14 protein-coding genes and 1 pseudogene are annotated in these 16,077 nt (G+C 73.2%); 5 read left to right on the forward strand and 10 right to left on the reverse strand.

Annotation, left to right across the window (positions count from 1 at the left end):
- From LE548_RS45945 to LE548_RS07385, 4 genes are all read right to left on the reverse strand, one after another.
- On the reverse strand, nt 1-998 hold a 998-nt coding region (locus LE548_RS45945), incomplete at its 3' end, for a WD40 repeat domain-containing protein (RefSeq protein WP_225095845.1).
- Nucleotides 995-2,017, reverse strand: a complete 1,023-nt coding sequence (locus tag LE548_RS07375; RefSeq protein ID WP_225095846.1) for a GTP-binding protein — start codon at nt 2,015-2,017, stop codon at nt 995-997. The genes LE548_RS07375 and LE548_RS45945, both read right to left, overlap by 4 nt.
- 9 nt (nt 2,018-2,026) lie before the next feature.
- Nucleotides 2,027-2,239 carry a hypothetical protein gene (locus tag LE548_RS07380; RefSeq protein WP_225095847.1) on the reverse strand — a complete coding sequence of 71 codons (213 nt, stop codon included), beginning with the start codon at nt 2,237-2,239 and terminating at the stop codon, nt 2,027-2,029.
- An 8-nt stretch (nt 2,240-2,247) separates the two neighbouring features.
- Nucleotides 2,248-2,742, reverse strand: a complete 495-nt coding sequence (locus LE548_RS07385) for a Fur family transcriptional regulator (RefSeq protein WP_225095848.1) — start codon at nt 2,740-2,742, stop codon at nt 2,248-2,250.
- A gap of 322 nt (nt 2,743-3,064) precedes the next feature.
- Here LE548_RS07385 and LE548_RS07390 point away from each other — a divergent pair, with 322 nt between their 5' ends.
- The 4 genes and pseudogenes from LE548_RS07390 (at nt 3,065) to LE548_RS07410 (ending at nt 7,161) form a co-directional block, all read left to right on the forward strand.
- Nucleotides 3,065-3,868 (forward strand): trypsin-like serine protease, encoded by an 804-nt coding sequence (locus LE548_RS07390; RefSeq protein WP_225095849.1) that lies wholly within the window; start codon nt 3,065-3,067, stop codon nt 3,866-3,868.
- 774 nt (nt 3,869-4,642) lie between these two features.
- Nucleotides 4,643-5,167, forward strand: a complete 525-nt coding sequence (locus LE548_RS07395) for a peptidylprolyl isomerase (protein ID WP_225095850.1) — start codon at nt 4,643-4,645, stop codon at nt 5,165-5,167.
- A 516-nt stretch (nt 5,168-5,683) separates the two neighbouring features.
- A pseudogene (locus LE548_RS07405) lies at nt 5,684-5,986 on the forward strand (FUSC family protein); the annotation flags it as partial.
- Nucleotides 5,987-6,123: 137 nt separating this feature from the next.
- Nucleotides 6,124-7,161, forward strand: coding sequence for a lactonase family protein (locus LE548_RS07410; RefSeq protein WP_225095851.1), 1,038 nt, complete (start codon nt 6,124-6,126; stop codon nt 7,159-7,161).
- A 100-nt stretch (nt 7,162-7,261) separates the two neighbouring features.
- Here the strand turns inward: LE548_RS07410 and LE548_RS07415 are convergent, their stop codons facing one another.
- The 4 genes from LE548_RS07415 to LE548_RS07430 all read right to left on the reverse strand — a co-directional run bounded on the left by LE548_RS07415 (nt 7,262) and on the right by LE548_RS07430 (nt 11,154).
- The gene (locus LE548_RS07415; protein WP_225095852.1) at nt 7,262-8,188 is read right to left on the reverse strand and encodes a sirohydrochlorin chelatase; all 927 of its coding nucleotides are present in this window, start codon (nt 8,186-8,188) and stop codon (nt 7,262-7,264) included.
- 152 nt (nt 8,189-8,340) lie between these two features.
- On the reverse strand, nt 8,341-9,306 hold the full coding sequence (locus LE548_RS07420; protein ID WP_225095853.1) for a BadF/BadG/BcrA/BcrD ATPase family protein: 966 nt from the start codon (nt 9,304-9,306) through the stop codon (nt 8,341-8,343).
- Nucleotides 9,303-9,980: a uracil-DNA glycosylase gene (locus LE548_RS07425; protein WP_225095854.1), complete on the reverse strand. Its 678-nt coding sequence runs from the start codon at nt 9,978-9,980 to the stop codon at nt 9,303-9,305. The genes LE548_RS07420 and LE548_RS07425 overlap by 4 nt, the downstream gene beginning before the upstream one ends.
- Before the next feature lie 88 nt (nt 9,981-10,068).
- The gene (locus LE548_RS07430; protein ID WP_225095855.1) at nt 10,069-11,154 is read right to left on the reverse strand and encodes an exo-alpha-sialidase; all 1,086 of its coding nucleotides are present in this window, start codon (nt 11,152-11,154) and stop codon (nt 10,069-10,071) included.
- 273 nt (nt 11,155-11,427) lie between these two features.
- On the opposite strand from LE548_RS07430, the gene LE548_RS07435 reads away from it, so the two are divergent.
- Nucleotides 11,428-12,030: a DUF3592 domain-containing protein gene (locus tag LE548_RS07435; RefSeq protein ID WP_225095856.1), complete on the forward strand. Its 603-nt coding sequence runs from the start codon at nt 11,428-11,430 to the stop codon at nt 12,028-12,030.
- Between the two features lie 89 nt (nt 12,031-12,119).
- On the opposite strand, the gene LE548_RS07440 is transcribed toward LE548_RS07435, so the two are convergent.
- Both LE548_RS07440 and LE548_RS07445 read right to left on the reverse strand, forming a co-directional pair.
- Nucleotides 12,120-14,114, reverse strand: coding sequence for a HEAT repeat domain-containing protein (locus LE548_RS07440; RefSeq protein WP_225095857.1), 1,995 nt, complete (start codon nt 14,112-14,114; stop codon nt 12,120-12,122).
- Between the two features lie 206 nt (nt 14,115-14,320).
- On the reverse strand, nt 14,321-16,018 hold the full coding sequence (locus tag LE548_RS07445) for an acyl-CoA dehydrogenase family protein (RefSeq protein WP_225095858.1): 1,698 nt from the start codon (nt 16,016-16,018) through the stop codon (nt 14,321-14,323).
- Between the last annotated feature and the right edge of the window lie 59 nt (nt 16,019-16,077).

Raw genomic sequence — 16,077 nt, forward strand, 5'->3', positions numbered from 1 at the left:
TACGTCCGGATCCGGCCGTCCCGCCAGGCGACGGCCAGCAGATGGGGACCCGCCCAGGCCAGTGCGGCGACCGGCGCGCCTGGGCCGTCCAGTTCGCGCACCGGCCGCAGGCGCGCCTGCGGCCGCCCGGCCGTGGCGTGCCACAGAGCTACGGTGCCGTCGGCGCCGCCGCTGGCCAGATGCCCGGCCGCGCCCGGCCGCCAGGCGAGCGCGGTGACCGTCTCGTGGCAGCGCAGGGAGCGCGGTGCCGTGCCCTCCGGGCCCTTGCCGGAGAAGTCCCACACGGTCACGTCGGGTGCGCCGTCGGCGGCCAGCCAGAAGCCGGTGTCGTCGAAGGCGAGGCGGGAGACCTTCTCCGGGTAGCCGGACATGGTCAGTTCGCCGCCGTCGCGGGCACGCCAGATGTGGATGGAGGCGTCCTGGTTGCCGCTGCAGATCCACCGCCCGGTGGGTGCGACGGCGAGTGCGAGGTGGGAGCCGACGTAGGGGTAGGTGGCGACCGGCTTCTCGGTGTGCCGTTCGTGGCAGCGCACGGCGCCGTACGCCGCGACGGCCAGGCGCCGTCCCTGTCGCATCCAGGCGAGGTCGGTGACGGTGGACGCGGCGGGTTCCGTGCGCCACAACTCGTCGCCGTCCGTGTCGAGTACGAGGGCGCGGCGGCCGGAGGCGACCGCGACCCGGGTGCCGTCGGCCCAGGCGGCGGCGGCCGACCAGGCGCCGGACTCCCGCACCGTCGTACGCCCGTCGGAGCGGCGCCACAGGGCGTACCCCAGGGGGCCGGTCGCCACCACGTGCCCGGCATCCGGGGAGAGCGCGACCGCGAGTGCGCCTCCGGGAAGCTCGAACGCCCCGATCTCGGCGCCCATCGCCGCGTCGAGGACCTTCACGGTGCCCTCGGCTCCGGCGACGGTGACCAGATCACCTCGCGCACTGAGCGCGACGGGTGCGTCGTCGACGTCGGCCTCCCAGGCGAGCGGGGACTGAACCGTCGTACTCACGCGGCCGCTCCCGCCGTGGCCAGGCAGTCGGCGAAGCCGCGTTCGAGGGCCTCGCGGTCGAGGTTGCGGCCGATGAACACCAGCTTGTTCGTACGGGGTTCGCCCTCCCGCCAGTCACGTCCGAAGGTGCCGTCCAGCAGCATGTGCACGCCTTGGAAGACGTACTGCCTGGGCGCTCCGGCGATGGCGAGGATGCCCTTGGAGCGGAACAGGTCGACGCCCTTGGTGCGCAGCAACTGGCCGAGCCAGGCGTTGAGCCGGTCCTCGTCGAGCTCCCCGGTCAGCTCGATGCCGACCGAGGTGACGGTGGTGTCGTGCTGGTGCTCGGTCTCGGTGAGGAAGGCGGGGTCGTCGGCGAGCACCCGCTCCAGGTCGAACGCGCCCACGTCCAGCACTTCGTGGAGATTGATGCGCGCGTGCTGTGCGGGGATGATCCGCACTCCGCCATTGATGCCCCGGATGCGGCGCACGACCTGTCCGATGGTCTCCTCGTCGGCCAGGTCGGTCTTGTTGAGGACGACGCGGTCGGCGAAGGCGATCTGCTCGACGGCCTCGTTCTCCACGCCCTCCGGCTTGACCTCGTCCAGGTGCTGGAGCACGTGGGCGGCGTCGACGAGGGTGACGATGGCGTCCAGCCGCAGCTGGGCGGCGATCTCGTCGTCCATGAAGAAGGTCTGCGCGACGGGTGCGGGGTCGGCGAGGCCGGTGGTCTCGATGAGGATGTGGTCGAACTTCTCGCGGCGCCGCATCAGCGCACCCAGGATGCGGATCAGATCTCCGCGCACGGTGCAGCAGATGCAGCCGTTGTTCATCTCGAAGATCTCTTCCTCGGCGTCGAGGACGAGGGCGTCGTCGATGCCGACCTCGCCGAACTCGTTCTCGATGACCGCGATCCTCATGCCGTGGTTCTCGGTGAGGATGCGGTTGAGGAGGGTGGTCTTGCCGGAGCCGAGAAAGCCGGTCAGAACGGTGACGGGGACCCGTTCGTCGCGCGGCTCGCCGGGTTCGGGGGTGGTCAAGTCGGTCTCCTAGTTGTGCTGTTCAGGTGTGGCGAGGAGGGCGGCCCGCAGGTCGTCCTCGGTGATCTGGTCGGTGGGGCGGTGCAGCGTCCAGCGGCGGGCGTCGCCCTCCATCGGCAGCACGACGACGACCGTTTCCAACGGCGGGCAGCCCGGTTCGGTGCAGGCGAGCTGGCGGATCAGGACGGCGGTGTCGTCGTCGAGGCCGAGCAGGGCGCGCACGGTCTCCTTCAGCTCGCGCAGCTGCGGACTGGGTCCCGGAGGCCCGGGCCGCGATCCCAGTGGCATGGCTGTTCCTCTCCTCCCTCTCCGTCGCCGGACGGCCGGCCTCCGCCGGTGTGGGGCAGACAGTCGGCGCAGACGCCGGTGAGTTCGACGGTGTGTTGCACCGCGGTGAAGCCGGTCGCGGCGGCGATCCGGTCCGCCCACTTCTCGACGACCTCGGAGTCCACCGGCCGGCTGCGGCCGCAGTCGCGGCACATCAGGTAGTGGCGGTGTCCGTCGGCCGGGCGCAGCCGGTAGAGCCGCCCGCCGGTCTCGTCGCGTACGACGTCCACACCGCCGTCCGCCTCCAGTTCGCGCAGGGCGCGGTAGACGGTGGTCAGGCCGATCGCGTGGTCGCCGGCCACCAGAAGGGCGTACAACTCCTGGGCCGACACGAAGTCCTGGCAGCCCGCGAGTGCCCGCGTGACTGCCTTGCGTTGTCGGGTCGTCCGGCCGCCCATGGCGCATCACCCCCTGTGGCTCGTGCCGGGTCGGCACGCTCCACCGTAGATGGAAATGAAATCCATGTCCATATGAATGACCAGTCATGTGCGGATTGGTTGACGACACCTGGTTCAGCAGTGCTGCCGGGACAATCGGACGGCAGGTCCTTGCGGGTGCGGGCTGACAGGCCGGTGCCTTCGGGACGGCGGATTGTGACGGGAATCTCCCCGTGGAGCACCTCCCGGACTCCCGACCCGCGTCGATGATGACCTTGTGCGCTCGCTAGCCAGGAATGCCGTCCTGCCCCTGACGCTGGTCATCGTCGGGACAGCCGCAGTGGTGGGCGACACCGCTTGGGAAACTCATACGGCCAGAAGCAGCGGGCGCAGCGGTTTCGGCAAGTCCGGCGAGCGGGGCCAGTCCCCGCAGGACCAGGACCAGGCCCTCTCCGCGACGGCCCCGGCCAAGGACGGCACCGCGTACACCCCCCGCAGGACCGCGGAGAACGCCCGGATCGGCGCGGTCTTCGAAAAGGACGACAAGGGCGCCCACTTCTGCACGGCGAGCGTGGTGCAGAGTCCGGGCCGGAACATGCTGATCACCGCGGCCCACTGCGCCTTCGACGCCGACTCCGGTCAGCCGGTGAACGACCTGGTCTTCGCCCCCGGCTACCGCAACGGCGACGAGCCCACCGGCCTGTGGAAGGTCAGCAAGGTGGTCGTCGACGACCGCTGGGCCAAGTCGCAGGACGAGGACCTGGACGTCGCCTTCCTCGTCCTCGGCCAGAAGGACGGCAAGGACATCCAGGACGTCCTGGGCGGCAACACCCTCGGCATGAACCACGGCTTCGACAACAAGGTCAAGATCACCGGCTATCCCACCAGCCGTAACACCCCCGTCTCGTGCCAGAACCGCACCACGAAGTTCAGTAACACCCAGCTGCGCATCCAGTGCACCGGCCTTGAGGACGGGACCAGCGGCAGCCCTTGGGTCGCCGGCTACGACTCCAAGAGCCAGACCGGCACGGTCATCGGCGTCCTGGGCGGCCACGAGGGCGGCGGAGACCAGGACGATGTGTCGTACGCCGCGTACTTCGACGACGACATAGCCAAGCTCTACCGGCGCGCTCAGGACGAGGACTGACCCAGTTCATCCGCACCGCGCTCATGGCGAAGGGCCGTACGGGGTTCCGCGGCGACAGCCTGCTGCTCACGCTGTGACGGCGTAGGCACCACCCTTGAACGTCCCTGCGTCGCGATCGTCCTCCGACTTTTCACGGGCAGGCGGCACAACGGAAGGCTCCCGCGAGGCGGGTCCTCGCGAGAGCCTTCCGGCTGCTGATCCGGCCCCTGGCCGAGCCGGATCAGCCCGCGTCTGCGGTGCGGGCGTTTCAGCGCTCCTCTGCCTTGGCCAGGCGCCAGTAACCGATGGCCAGGGCCAGACCGCCACGAGGAGGCCGACGATGACGAGCGTTCGGTGAGGGCCTCTGCGTGGACTGGGGAGGCCGCTCGACCGGGTTCGGGGAGCATCCGTCGTGCACCGGGTGGACGCCCTGATCGGTCGGCCGACGCTGTGCCGCATCCGAACGTGGTGGCCTGCGGCCGCGGGCCGAAAGCTGGGAGGCCGATGTGGCTTGCGGGTGGGTTCTCGCCCGCCGGGCCGCGCTTTAGGCTGCGACCGCTCCGAAATCTGGCGATCTTTTGGAGGGTGTGCAGGATGAACCGAGCTCTCATGACCGCATTGGCGGCAGCAGTGTTGGTCGTGTCCGGGGGCAGCACCACCGCCGCCGCTTCCGTTGCCCCGCCGCGAACCACGCACGGTCCTTGCCAGTACACCCAGACCCCGGATGAGCCGGCGGCACGGCGGGTTCCCCTGCCGCCCGACCCGCGGCACACCCCCAGTCACGGCACGGTCGGTATGGCTGTCCGGACCAGCCAGGGCCCGCTCCCGCTGAGTCTGGACCGGGCGAAGGCGCCGTGCACGGTCCAGAGCTTCGTGCACCTGGCGCGGCACCGGTTCTACGACCGTACGGTGTGCCATCGGCTGACGGCGTATCCGACGCTGAAGGTCCTGCAGTGTGGCGACCCGACCGGCACCGGCGAGGGTGGGCCGGGGTACGAGTACAAGGACGAGCTGCCGGTGGACCTGCCGCCGGCACCGAGCGATCCGACCGGCGTCCGTCGCCTTTACGGGCGCGGTTTGCTGGCGATGGCCAACGCCGGGCCGAACACGAACGGTTCGCAGTTCTTCGTCGTCTACGGCAACTCCGCGCTGCGACCGAACTACACGGTGTTCGGCACGGTCGGTGCCGCCGGCCTGAAGACGCTCGACAAGATTGCTGCTGGCGGTATCGAGCCGACTTCGCAGGACCCGGCGCCTGTCGACGGCATGCCCGTGCTGCGGACCGAGCTGCTCAGCGTCCGGCCGTCCTGCCGGCCCTGATGAACTGTGCGGCTGGGGGTGCTCGCCGAGTGGGTGACCCCGGAGTTGGTGGATGAGGTACTGGCCGAGTGCGACCGGGGCGGGGTGAAGCCGGGTGCCTTGTCACCGAGGTTCATGGTCTAGGCCTCGGTCACAAGGGCTCGGCAGCGGCTCGGCCCGGAGGTTCTGGAGATGCTGTTCCGACGGATTGGCGGAGCGGTGGCCCCGGACAGCCTGGGCGGGTCGTTCTGGCGTGGGATGCGGCTGGCCGCGGTGGACGGGTTCGTACTGGACGTGCCGGACAGCGAGGCCAACCGGGCATTCTTCGGCGGGCCGACCGGCGGGCGCAAGGCTGAGGCGGGGTTCCCCCGGTGCGGGTGGTGACGCTGACGGAGACAGGCGCGCACGCCTCGATCGATGCCCGGATCGGCGGCTTCAACGGCGGCGAGCGGGAACTGGCAGTGCAGATGGCCGGTTCTGCGACCGGGATGCTGGTCATCATGGACCGGGGCTTCCCCGGAGTGGAGCTGTGGAAGGATGCCGGCCCGCAAGCGGCGCGCCCGCCGGGTCCTCGCGCTCCTCGACGACTGTGCCCGAGAGGTGCGCGGTCTGGTGGTGGTCGCGGCCGACCCGGAGGCCTCGCACGACGCCCGGCCGGCCGCGGCCTGCCGGCGCGTGGAGGCGGCCGTCGAGGCGCTCACCCAGGGCCGCCGGGTCACCCTCGTGGCCGAGTCCCCCGCCGGACCCGCCCTGGCCCATCTGCACGGCCTGGAGCGCGCCCTCGCCGACCTCGCCGAGCCCCTGCGGGCGCCGTCGGGATCTCGGCTGGTGGGCACCTGAGCAGACACCGGCGCGAAGGCGACCAGGCGAACAGAAGGCGACCAGGCGAACAAAGGCACCCCGCGCCTCTTGGTCTAGACCGAGCGTGACCGACTGCTAGCGTCGGCCACGGACCGGTAGACCGAGAGGGGACAGCGGTGGCACAGGACGGCAGACCCGGCGGGCGCCGGGCGTTCATCGGCTCGTTCACGGCGGCGGGCGGCCCCGGACTGGTGACCGCGAGGCTCGCGCCGGACGGCGGCGCCCTCGTCCTCGGCACCGCCGTGAACGACGTACCCGACCCGTCCTATCTGGCCCTGTCGCCGGACGGGGCCACCCTCTACGCGGTCAGCGAGACGGCCGACGGCGCCGTCGCCGCCTTCCGGGTCGGCGGCGACCGGCCGGAACTCGCCGGGCCGCCCGTGCCGGTGGACGGCAGCGGCCCCACACACGTCGGTCTGTACGACGGACATGTGCTGACCGCCAACTACGGCTCCGGCAGCGTCACCGCCGTACCCGTGCGCCCGGACGGCTCGCTCGCCGCCAAGCCCTCCGGACTGCTCCAGCACACCGGCTCCGGCCCGCACGACCGGCGCCAGCGCGGACCGCACGCCCACCAGGTGCAGGCCGACCCGACCGGCCGGTGGGTTGTCAGCGTCGACCTCGGCACGGACTCGGTGCGGGTGTGCGCCCTCGCGGACGGCGCCCCGGTCCTGCACCGCGAGTTCGCCCTGCGCCCGGGCTCGGGGCCCCGCCATCTGGCCTTCCACCCCGACGGCCGGCACGCCTACGTCGTCAACGAACTCACCCCGACCGTCACCGTCTGCCGCTGGGACGCCGCCGACGGCTCCCTGAAGCCTCTCAGCGAGGTCCCCGTGCTGCCGGGCGCCCCGGCCGGCGACGCCTATCCGTCCGGGATCGCGGTCTCGCCCGACGGCCGCTTCGTGTGGACCGCCACCCGCGGCGAGGACGTCCTGTCGGTCCTCGCCGTCGAGGGCGCCGGACTGCGCCTCGTCGGCGCGGTGACCTGCGGCGGGGACTGGCCTCGCGCGCTCGCCGAGCACGACGGCTTCCTGTACGTGGCCAACGAGCGCTCCGGCGACGTCACCTGGTTCGCCGTGGACGAGGCGACGGGACTGCCCCGCTACGACGGCTCGGTGCAGGTCCCCGCGGCCTCGTGCGTCGTCTTCGGCTGAGTTCTTGGACCGACGGGCCGACGGGCAAGGTGAAGGGCCCGCTCCGGGGCGTGGAGCGGGCCCTTGGCCGTACGGGACGCCGGGCGGGTACCGGCGCGGGTCAGCGGACCGGCGTGCCCTGCGCCTGCTGCGGGGCGATGCCGAGCGCCGTCGTGTACTTGGCGAGGGCGAGCTTGCCGATCGCCGGGTACGCGCCGAGCGCCTCGGCCGTGGCGCAGCCCGCCTCCTCGGCGGCCGCAGCCAGCAGCCCCGGGTCGATCTCCGGGCCGATCAGATACGGCGCCAGGGCCAGCTGCTGCGAGCCGGAGGAGCGCAGCTGCTCGGCGACCGAGGAGATCGCGCCCTCCTGGTCCAGGGCCGCCGCCATCACCGGCACGGCCAGGCGCGCGGCGAGCAGCATGCCGGTGATCCCGGCCGCCTGCACCGCCTCGTCGCCGCCCACGGACGCCAGGATGATGCCGTCCGCGGCGGTGGCCACGGTGAACAGACGGGCACGGTCGGCGCGGGCCAGGCCCGCCTCGGACAGCCGCACGTGCAGCGCCTCGGCGAGCAGCGGGTGCGGGCCGAGGACGTCCGTCAGGTCGGCGGCGACCCGGCTGTCCATCACGGACTGGCGGATCTGGCGCAGCAGGGAGCTGTCCGGACCGGCCAGCAGCGGTACGACGACGGCGACCGGGCCGTCGGGCTCCTTGATCCCCTCGACGCCGGCGGCGACGGCCTGCTCGTAGCGGGCCGTGCGCTCCTCGGCGGCGTGCGCCAGCACGGACCGCAGCGCGGGGAACTCGGCGTCGTCCCCGTCCAGGTACCCGATCCGGGCGTCCAGGCCGGGCAGCTCGGAGCGGGCGATGCTCACGACCTCCTCGGCGAGGCCGCGGGTGGCGGTGCTGGGCGCGCCGGGCACCGCGAGGACGAGCGCGGGCGCGCCCTCGGGAGCCACCAGCGGTTCCGGTCGGCGGTGCCGTCCGGGCTGGCGGGGTCGCGGCATTCGTACTGGCAGGCCGGACGCGGGTCCAGTGGGGGAGCTCATGGCGCCGCATGTTACTGGCTTTGCGCGTTGCTCCGTTCGGGGAGGGTGCAGGTGAGCGGTATCCGTCCGGATTTGTCTGACTGAGTTATGTACGGGAGGGCACGCGTTCGGGGCACGTGCCGGGCATATGGCTCACGAAAGGCGTAATCCCCTTATGGGATGACCACGTAGAGCATGTGCGGTTCACCCGGGAGGGTGAGCCGCCCCGCCGCCAGCTCGGTCGCGATGCGCACAGCGCCGTGCAGCGGATCCCCCTCGGCCGGCACCTGACGGGTGTGCGGCAGCCGCTGTGCCAACTCCTCGCGCAGGGGTACGAGGAGCGGGTCGCCCATCTTGAAGAGACCTCCGGTGAGCGCCACTTCGGGCGCCCCGTCCGCCGGACACACGGCCGCGACGGAGTCCGCCATGTGCCGGGCCGCCGCGCGCAGGATGCCCGAGGCCACCGGGTCGTGCGCGGCGCACGCGGCCACCCGGGGCGCGAAGGAGGCCAGCACGGCGGGCCGGTCGGTGCGGGGGTAGAGTCGGCCCGGCAGCTCGCGGACCGGACCGAACTGCTCCTCGGCGCAGGCCAGCAGCGGTGCGGAGCCGCCGTCCCGGCCGTCGTGGGCGCGCAGCGCCGCCTCCAGGCCGGCCCGTCCGATCCAGGCGCCGCTGCCGCAGTCGCCGAGCAGATGACCCCAGCCGTCGGCCCGCCGCCAGCCGACGAGGTCGGTGCCGACCGCGATCAGCCCGGTGCCCGCGGCGAGCACCGCGCCGGGACGCGGCCCGAGGGCGCCGACGTAGGCGGTGACGGCGTCGGCGGCGAGCGCCACCCGGCGTACCCCCAGCTCCCGGGCCAGGGCGCCCGGCAGCTCGGCGCGCAGGGCGTCACCCAAGGTGGCGAACCCGGCGGCGCCGACGACGGCCGTGCCCAGCCCGTCCACCCCGGCCTCCGCGGCCGCCGCCCGGGCCGGCGGGAGGAGCTCGGCCAGCAGATGCGCCGGATCGATGCCCCGGGCACCTGTACGGACCGGTTCCCGTGACTCCCGGCGGGCCGGGGGCGCCCCTCCCGGGACACCGACGGCGATCCGGAGGCCGGAGCCCCCGGAGTCGACGGCCAGATACCCGGCCTCGGTCACGGCAGGCGCCAGTCCACCGGCTGTCCGCCCTGCTGGACCAGCAGGTCGTTGGCCCGGCTGAAGGGGCGGGAGCCGAAGAACCCGCGGTCGGCCGACATCGGCGAGGGATGCGCGGACTCCACCGCCGGCAGACTGCCCAGCAGCGGACGCAGATTGCGGGCGTCCCGCCCCCACAGCACGGACACCAGGGGTTTGCCGCGCGCCGCCAGCGCCCGTATCGCCTGTTCGGTGACCTCCTCCCAGCCCTTGCCGCGGTGGGCGGCCGGGCTGCGCGGGGCGGTGGTCAGCGCCCTGTTGAGCAACAGGACGCCCTGCTGCGTCCACGGCGTCAGATCGCCGGTGGACGGCTGGGGCAGGCCCAGGTCGGTGTTCAGCTCGCGGAAGATGTTGATCAGGCTCGGCGGCAGCGGGCGTACCTCGGGCGCGACCGAGAACGACAGGCCCACCGCGTGCCCCGGAGTCGGGTACGGGTCCTGACCGACGATCAGGACCCGTACATCGTCGAAGGGTTGCTGGAAGGCCCGCAGGACGTTGGGCCCGGCCGGGAGGTACGTGCGTCCCGCGGCGATCTCCGCGCGCAGGAAGTCGCCCATCTGGGCGATCCGTCCGGCGACGGGTTCCAGGGCCTTCGCCCAGCCCGGTTCGACGATTTCATGCAAGGGTCGTGGTGCCACGGGCGTCACCCTACTGCCGCACACAGGCAGGTGATCAACCGATGGCCCGAGCACGCGGCCCAGGCCTGCGCCGGCCGGCACGCCCGTCTCAGCCGATCACCGCCGCCCGCACGCACAGCACGTCCGGCAGATGTGCGGCCAGCTGCTGCCAGCTGTCGCCGTCGTCGGCCGACGCGAACACCTCGCCGTTGCGGTTGCCGAAATACACACCCGCCGGGTCGGCGTCGTCCGTGCACAGGGCGTCCCGCAGGACCGTGCCGTAGTGGTCCTCCGCCGGCAGTCCCTGGGCGAGCGGCTCCCAGGTGCGGCCCGCGTCCTCGGTGCGGAAGACCCGGCAGCGGTGCTCGGCGGGCACCCGGTCCGCGTCGGCGTTGATCGGGAAGACGTACGCCGTGTCGCCCCGGCGCGGATGGGCGGCCACCGCGAAGCCGAACGTGGACGGCAGATCCGCGCCGATGTCGGTCCAGTGCCCGCCCGCGTCGTCGCTGCGGTACACCCCCCAGTGGTTCTGCAGATACAGGCGGTCCGGGTCGGCCGCATCCTTGGCGATCTTGTGCACGCACTGGCCGAACTCCGGATTCGGATCCGGCAGGAACACCGCGGACACCCCGGAGTTGGACGGCGCCCAGCTCGCGCCGCCGTCGGTCGTGCGGAACACGCCGGCCGTCGAGACGGCCACGGTCACCGCCTTCGGGTCGCGGGCGTCGGTGATCACGGTGTGCAGGCCCTCACCGCCGCCGCCCGGCACCCACTGCGCGCGCGTCGGATGCTCCCACAGTGCCCGGACCAGCTCGAAGCTCTCGCCGCGGTCCTCCGAGCGGTACAACGCGGCCGGCTCCGTGCCCGCGTAGACCACGCCCGGCTCGGCCGCGGCCGGATGCAGCTGCCAGACGCGCTCCAGCGAAGCGCCGGTGTCCTTCGGGAACTTGACGGCCGGCTGCGCGGGCTCGGTCCAGCTGCGGCCGAGGTCGTCCGAGTGGAACACCGACGGCCCCCAGTGCGCGCTGTCGCCGCCGGCCAGCAGCCGCGGCCGGGATTCGCGGGTGTCGATCGCGACCGAGTAGATCGCCTGCGCATTGAAATACGGGCTGTCGTCGAAATCCCAGGTGCCGCCTTTCCGCCGCCCGATGAACATGCCTTTGCGGGTGCCCACCGCCAGCAGAACCTCGGTCATGCCGCTCACCTCCGGGACGTCGTCGTCCAGGTAGTCGTCAGATATCGGCCAGTGTGCACCCCACCACTGACACTCTCCCCCGGGCCGGCGTTTGCCCAGGTCACAGTGGTGTCGTCGGTGTGTGGCGAAGATGGGCCGGATGCGTTCGGGCATGTGCCTGCGCGAACGGGGTGTCTCGTGCGACCGTCGAGAAGACGGCTCGTCGTGAGCAGAGGAGCGATCTCCCGCGTATGGGAGGGCGGTCCGGCCGGTCGGTGCGCGCTCGTGAGGAGGATGCCTTTGAAGGCGTTCCGTGGTCCGAAGGTGTGGCTGTGGCGCTGGCGGCGCAACCCGCTCAGACGCCGGGCCGATGTGATCGAGGCCTGGCTGGTGCTCGGCACCTGGCTGCTGACCGCCCTCGCCGGAGTGTTCGCCGGCCTCGCGGCGGCCGGGTCCGTGGAGGGCGGGCTCGCCCGGGAACGCGCCGACTGGCGCCCCGTCGTGGCCCGGGTCGTCGAACCGGTCCGGGCGGCGTCCCCCGCGCACTCCCACACCGTCGTGGGGGAGCCGGTGTGGGCCGAGGTGCGCTGGACGGCCGCCGACGGCTCCGTCCACACCAGTCAGGTCCGGGTACAGCCCGGCAGCGCGACCGGCACCCCGGTCACCGTCTGGACCGATCCCCAGGACCGTCTCGTCAGCCGCCCCACCTCCGCGTCCGAGTCCGCCTACCGGGGCGCCCTCATCGGCGCGCTGGTCGGCGTGAGCGCCGCGGCCGTTCCCTTCGCCGGCGGCCTGGCGCTGCGCCGCCGGCTGGAACGGCGGCGGATGGAGGCCTGGGACACGGAATGGGCCCGGCTCGGACCACAGTGGGGCGGATGGTCCGACCACCGGCAATAGGGCCTGCAAGGGCCAGATGGTCCGAGCACACCGTCACCTGTCCTGCCCACGTCCCCACTCATCCCATCTCTTCACCACTCACTCACCAATCACCTCACCCCCTGCACCACCGCCAGCACCTCCCGGCACGCAGTCAACAACGCCTCGTCCATCGGTATGCCGCGGCGGCAGGGCGCGACTGTGCGGGCCAGATGGCGGCGCGGGGCGGACAGTTCCGCCGCCACCAGGTCCCGTAGCGGGGCGGCGGCGGGGCCCATCGCGGTGAGGCACCGGGCGATGGAGCCGCGGGCGGGCGGGTCCTGGGTCCAGGCTGCCCGGAACACCGGCAGGACCGGATCCGGATCCGCGTCGACGTACCACAGCGCGCACGCGGCCGCCGTCCGCTGCCGTATCCGCCCCGACGTGGCCGCCCGGCGCAGCGCGGGCAGGGCAGGGCGCGCGGCCGGGCCCAGCCTGCCCAGCCGCCGGGCGGCCGCGCACCGGCTCGCCGGGTCGCCCTGTGTCAACTCCCGCAGCAGGACCGGGAGTACGGCGCCGGCGTCCCCGTCCGCCGACCAGAGCGCACCGGCCGCGGCGGCCGCGTGCCGGGTGGGCAGGAGTGCCCGGAGCAGCGGTGCCGCCCGTCCGGCAGCGCCCAGTGCCTCCAGCGTCCCGATGGCCCGGTCTGCGACCGCGTCCCGCGCGCCCAGGCCGTCGGGGGCGCCCGAGAGCAGCCGCAGCACCTCCGGGACCGCGTCCCGGTCACCGACGGCTCTCACCGCCTTCAGCAGCGCGGCGGCGAGCGGGGCGGCGGACGGCGAGACCAGCGGGACCCGGCCGAGCTGGTGCCGTACCGCCGGCGCGAGCGGGGCCGCGGCGGCGCCCAGGCAGGCCAGTTCGAACCCCAGGTCCGTGGGTGCGGCCGGGCCGGCCAGGAGCTGGGCCAGGGCCGGGACCGCGCGGGGGTCACCGCATCGGGTCAGGGCTCTGAGCGGGCCGCCGAGTACGGGGGAGCCGCGCTCCCAGCGATGCGTCCACAGGTCGCGGCGGGCGCACACCAGCGCGTACAGGTCGCCCGCCGCGGGCGCGGCCAGCGCGAAGAGCTCCGCCAGCACCGTGACCGCGGCATCCCGCAACGGGTCCTGGTCCGCGCCCAGTTGGCCGCCGAGCAGTCCGACGATGGCCGCGTGGTCGCCGCGCCAGCCGCGCAGCAGGGCCGCCGCCATCCACACGGCGTTGCACCGGTCCACCGGGTCCGGGCTGGTCAACTGGCCGGTGAGCAGGGCGGTCCGGTCGGCCACGCGGTCGCCGAGCGCGCTGTGCAGGGTGCGCAGCAGATGGGCGCCCTCCTCGTCGGAGGGGCGCAGCCGCCGTATCCGCCTCACGAGGGTGTCCGGGCCGGCGGGCTCGGCGGCACCGGCGCGCCGCGCGGACCGCTCCCGCAGCAGCCCGATCGCCGTCGGCACCAGGCCGGCCGGCAGCCGGGCGGGCGCGGCCAGCGCGAGCTGGCCGAGCGCGGCGAGCCGCAGCCTCGCGTCGTACGGCGGCGCGCTCTGCTCGACCAGGAGGTCCACCGCGGCGTCGGCGTGCGCGGGGTACCGGCGGGCGAACAGGCCGAGCGCCTCGGTCAGGGCGAGCAGGACACAGCCGTCCCACTCGGCCCGCAGCCGCTGGTGCATCAGCTCCAAGGTGCGCGCGGGCTCCGTCGCGAAGTGCACGAGGGCCGCGGCCGCCGCGCCGCGCACCGCCGGGTCCGGGTCCGCGGCCAGCGGGACGAACACCTCGGCGCCCGCGCACACCGCTTCCCACGCGCGCGTGTCTCTGGCCCTGCCCTCCGTGCCGATGCCGACCAGCAGTTCCACGATGCCGGCCCGGTCCGGCACCTCCGGGCGGGCCGCGAGCGCGAACAGGAACGGGACGCAGGCCGGCGTCGCGTCGTACACCCGGTCCTCGTGGCGCAGCGCGCCGTACATCACGTCGAGCGCGCTCGCCCGCTCGGCGCTGTCCGCGGACGCAAGCGCCCGTAACCACATGGGCACGTCCCGCGCGCTGCCGTGGGCGTGCCGCAGCGAGGCCCAGTCGACCTCGTCGATCCCCGTGAACACGTAGTCCTCCCCAGACGAGTGCCACCTGATCGCGAGTGTGCACCACGGCACTGACAACGGTACGGAACCGCATGCTGACTGTGTGCGATCCGTCGGCTGTCACCGGCCACGCGCGCGTGTGGGCCGTGTTCGTCCAGGGAGGAGGCAGTTCAGGCCAGACGGTGCTGCTTGCCCGGTGCGGCGGGCCTCGGTCGCCTGAGGAGGTGTCAGTCCGGGTCGGGCAGGGAGCGCTCCAGGATGGCGTCGAGGTCGGTTCCGGTGGGCAGCGTGCCGAAGGCGTGGCCCCAGTCGCCGCCCAGCCGGGTCGCGCAGAAGGCGTCCGCGACCGGGTGCGGGGCGTGCCGGACCAGCAGCGAGGCCTGGAGGGCGAGTGCCATCCGCTCGACCAGCCGGCGGGCGCCCACCTGGCCGGTTTCGGCCAACTGGTCCTTCAAGCCGGCCACCGTGGCGTCCAGGCGGGCGTCCGCCCCGCGCGCGAGGGCGAGTTCGGCGAACAGCGCCTCGGCGGTGTCCCGTTCGCGGCCCAGGGCGCGCAGCACATCGAGCGCGTTGACGTTGCCCGAACCCTCCCAGATCGACAGCAGAGGAGCCTCCCGGTAGTGCCGGGGCATGCCGGAGTCCTCGACGTAGCCGTTGCCGCCCAGGCACTCCAGGGCCTCCGCGGTGAAGGCCGGGCCGCGCTTGGTGACCCAGTACTTGCCCACGGCGGTGGCGATCCGCCGGAAGGAGCGCTCACCGGCGTCCCCGCGCACCGCGCGGTCGGCTGCGCCGGCGAGCCGAAGCGTGAGCGTCGTCGCCGCCTCCGACTCCAGTGCCAGGTCGGCCAGGACGTTGCGCATCAGCGGCTGGTCGACGAGCCGGGCGCCGAACGCGCTGCGATGCCGGGCGTGATGCCCCGCCTCGACCAGCGTCTTGCGCATCAGCGTCGCCGTGGACATCACGCAGTCCAGCCGCGTGCAGTTGACCATCTCGATGATGGTTTTCACCCCCCGCCCCTCCGGCCCGACCAGCCAGGCCACCGTCTGGTCGAACTCCGGCTCCGAAGAGGCGTTGGAGCGGTTGCCCAGCTTGTCCTTCAGGCGCTGGATACGGAAGGTGTTGCGACTGCCGTCCGGCAGCACGCGCGGTACGAGGAAGCAGGACAGCCCGCCCGGTGCCTGTGCGAGCACCAGGAAGACGTCGCACATCGGCGCCGACGTGAACCACTTGTGCCCGCGCAGCGTGTACACGCCCGGCTCGCCGGTGGGCGTGGCCGTGGTGGTGTTCGTGCGCACGTCCGAGCCGCCCTGCTTCTCGGTCATGCCCATTCCCGCGAGCAGCCCCGGCTTCTCGGCCGGCACGCGCAGTTCCGGGTCGTACTCCCGGCTGGTGAGCAGCGGTTCGTACACCTTGGCGAGATCCGGCTGGGCGCGCAGCGCGGGGACGGCGGCGTACGTCATCGATGTCGGGCAGCCGTGCCCGGCCTCGGTGTGGCCCCACACCAGTCCGCCGGCGCTGCGGGCCACGTGTGCGCCCGGCCGTTCGTCCGCCCACGGGGCGCCGGCCAGGCCCTCGGCGATCGCCGTGCGCATCAGATGGTGCCAGCTGGGGTGGAAGTCGACCTCGTCGATCCGGTTGCCGTAGCGGTCGTGGGTGCGCAGCTCCGGCTCGTACCGGTTGGCCAGTTCGCCCCACTCCTGCGCCTCCGCGCTCCCGGCGCGCGCCCCCAGTCGCCGGATGTCCTCCTCGGCCCAGCCCGCGCCCTCCCGCCGCAAGCCCTCCAGCAGGGCCCGGTCGTCGGAGGCGTCGTAAGGAGCCAGGGGCGGGGCCTGGTTGGTGACGTCATGCGTGACGTACTGCGGCCGGGACGGCGACGGCACGTGCGACTGCGACTGCGACTGCGACTGTGCGGGAATCGAGACCATACGGCCATGTTGCACTCTTCCTACGGCTGTAGCAATGACGCAACATCAGAAGGCGCACG

Origin of the sequence: Streptomyces sp. CoH27 (assembly GCF_020181035.1) — a bacterium.
GTDB lineage: Bacteria > Actinomycetota > Actinomycetes > Streptomycetales > Streptomycetaceae > Streptomyces > Streptomyces camelliae.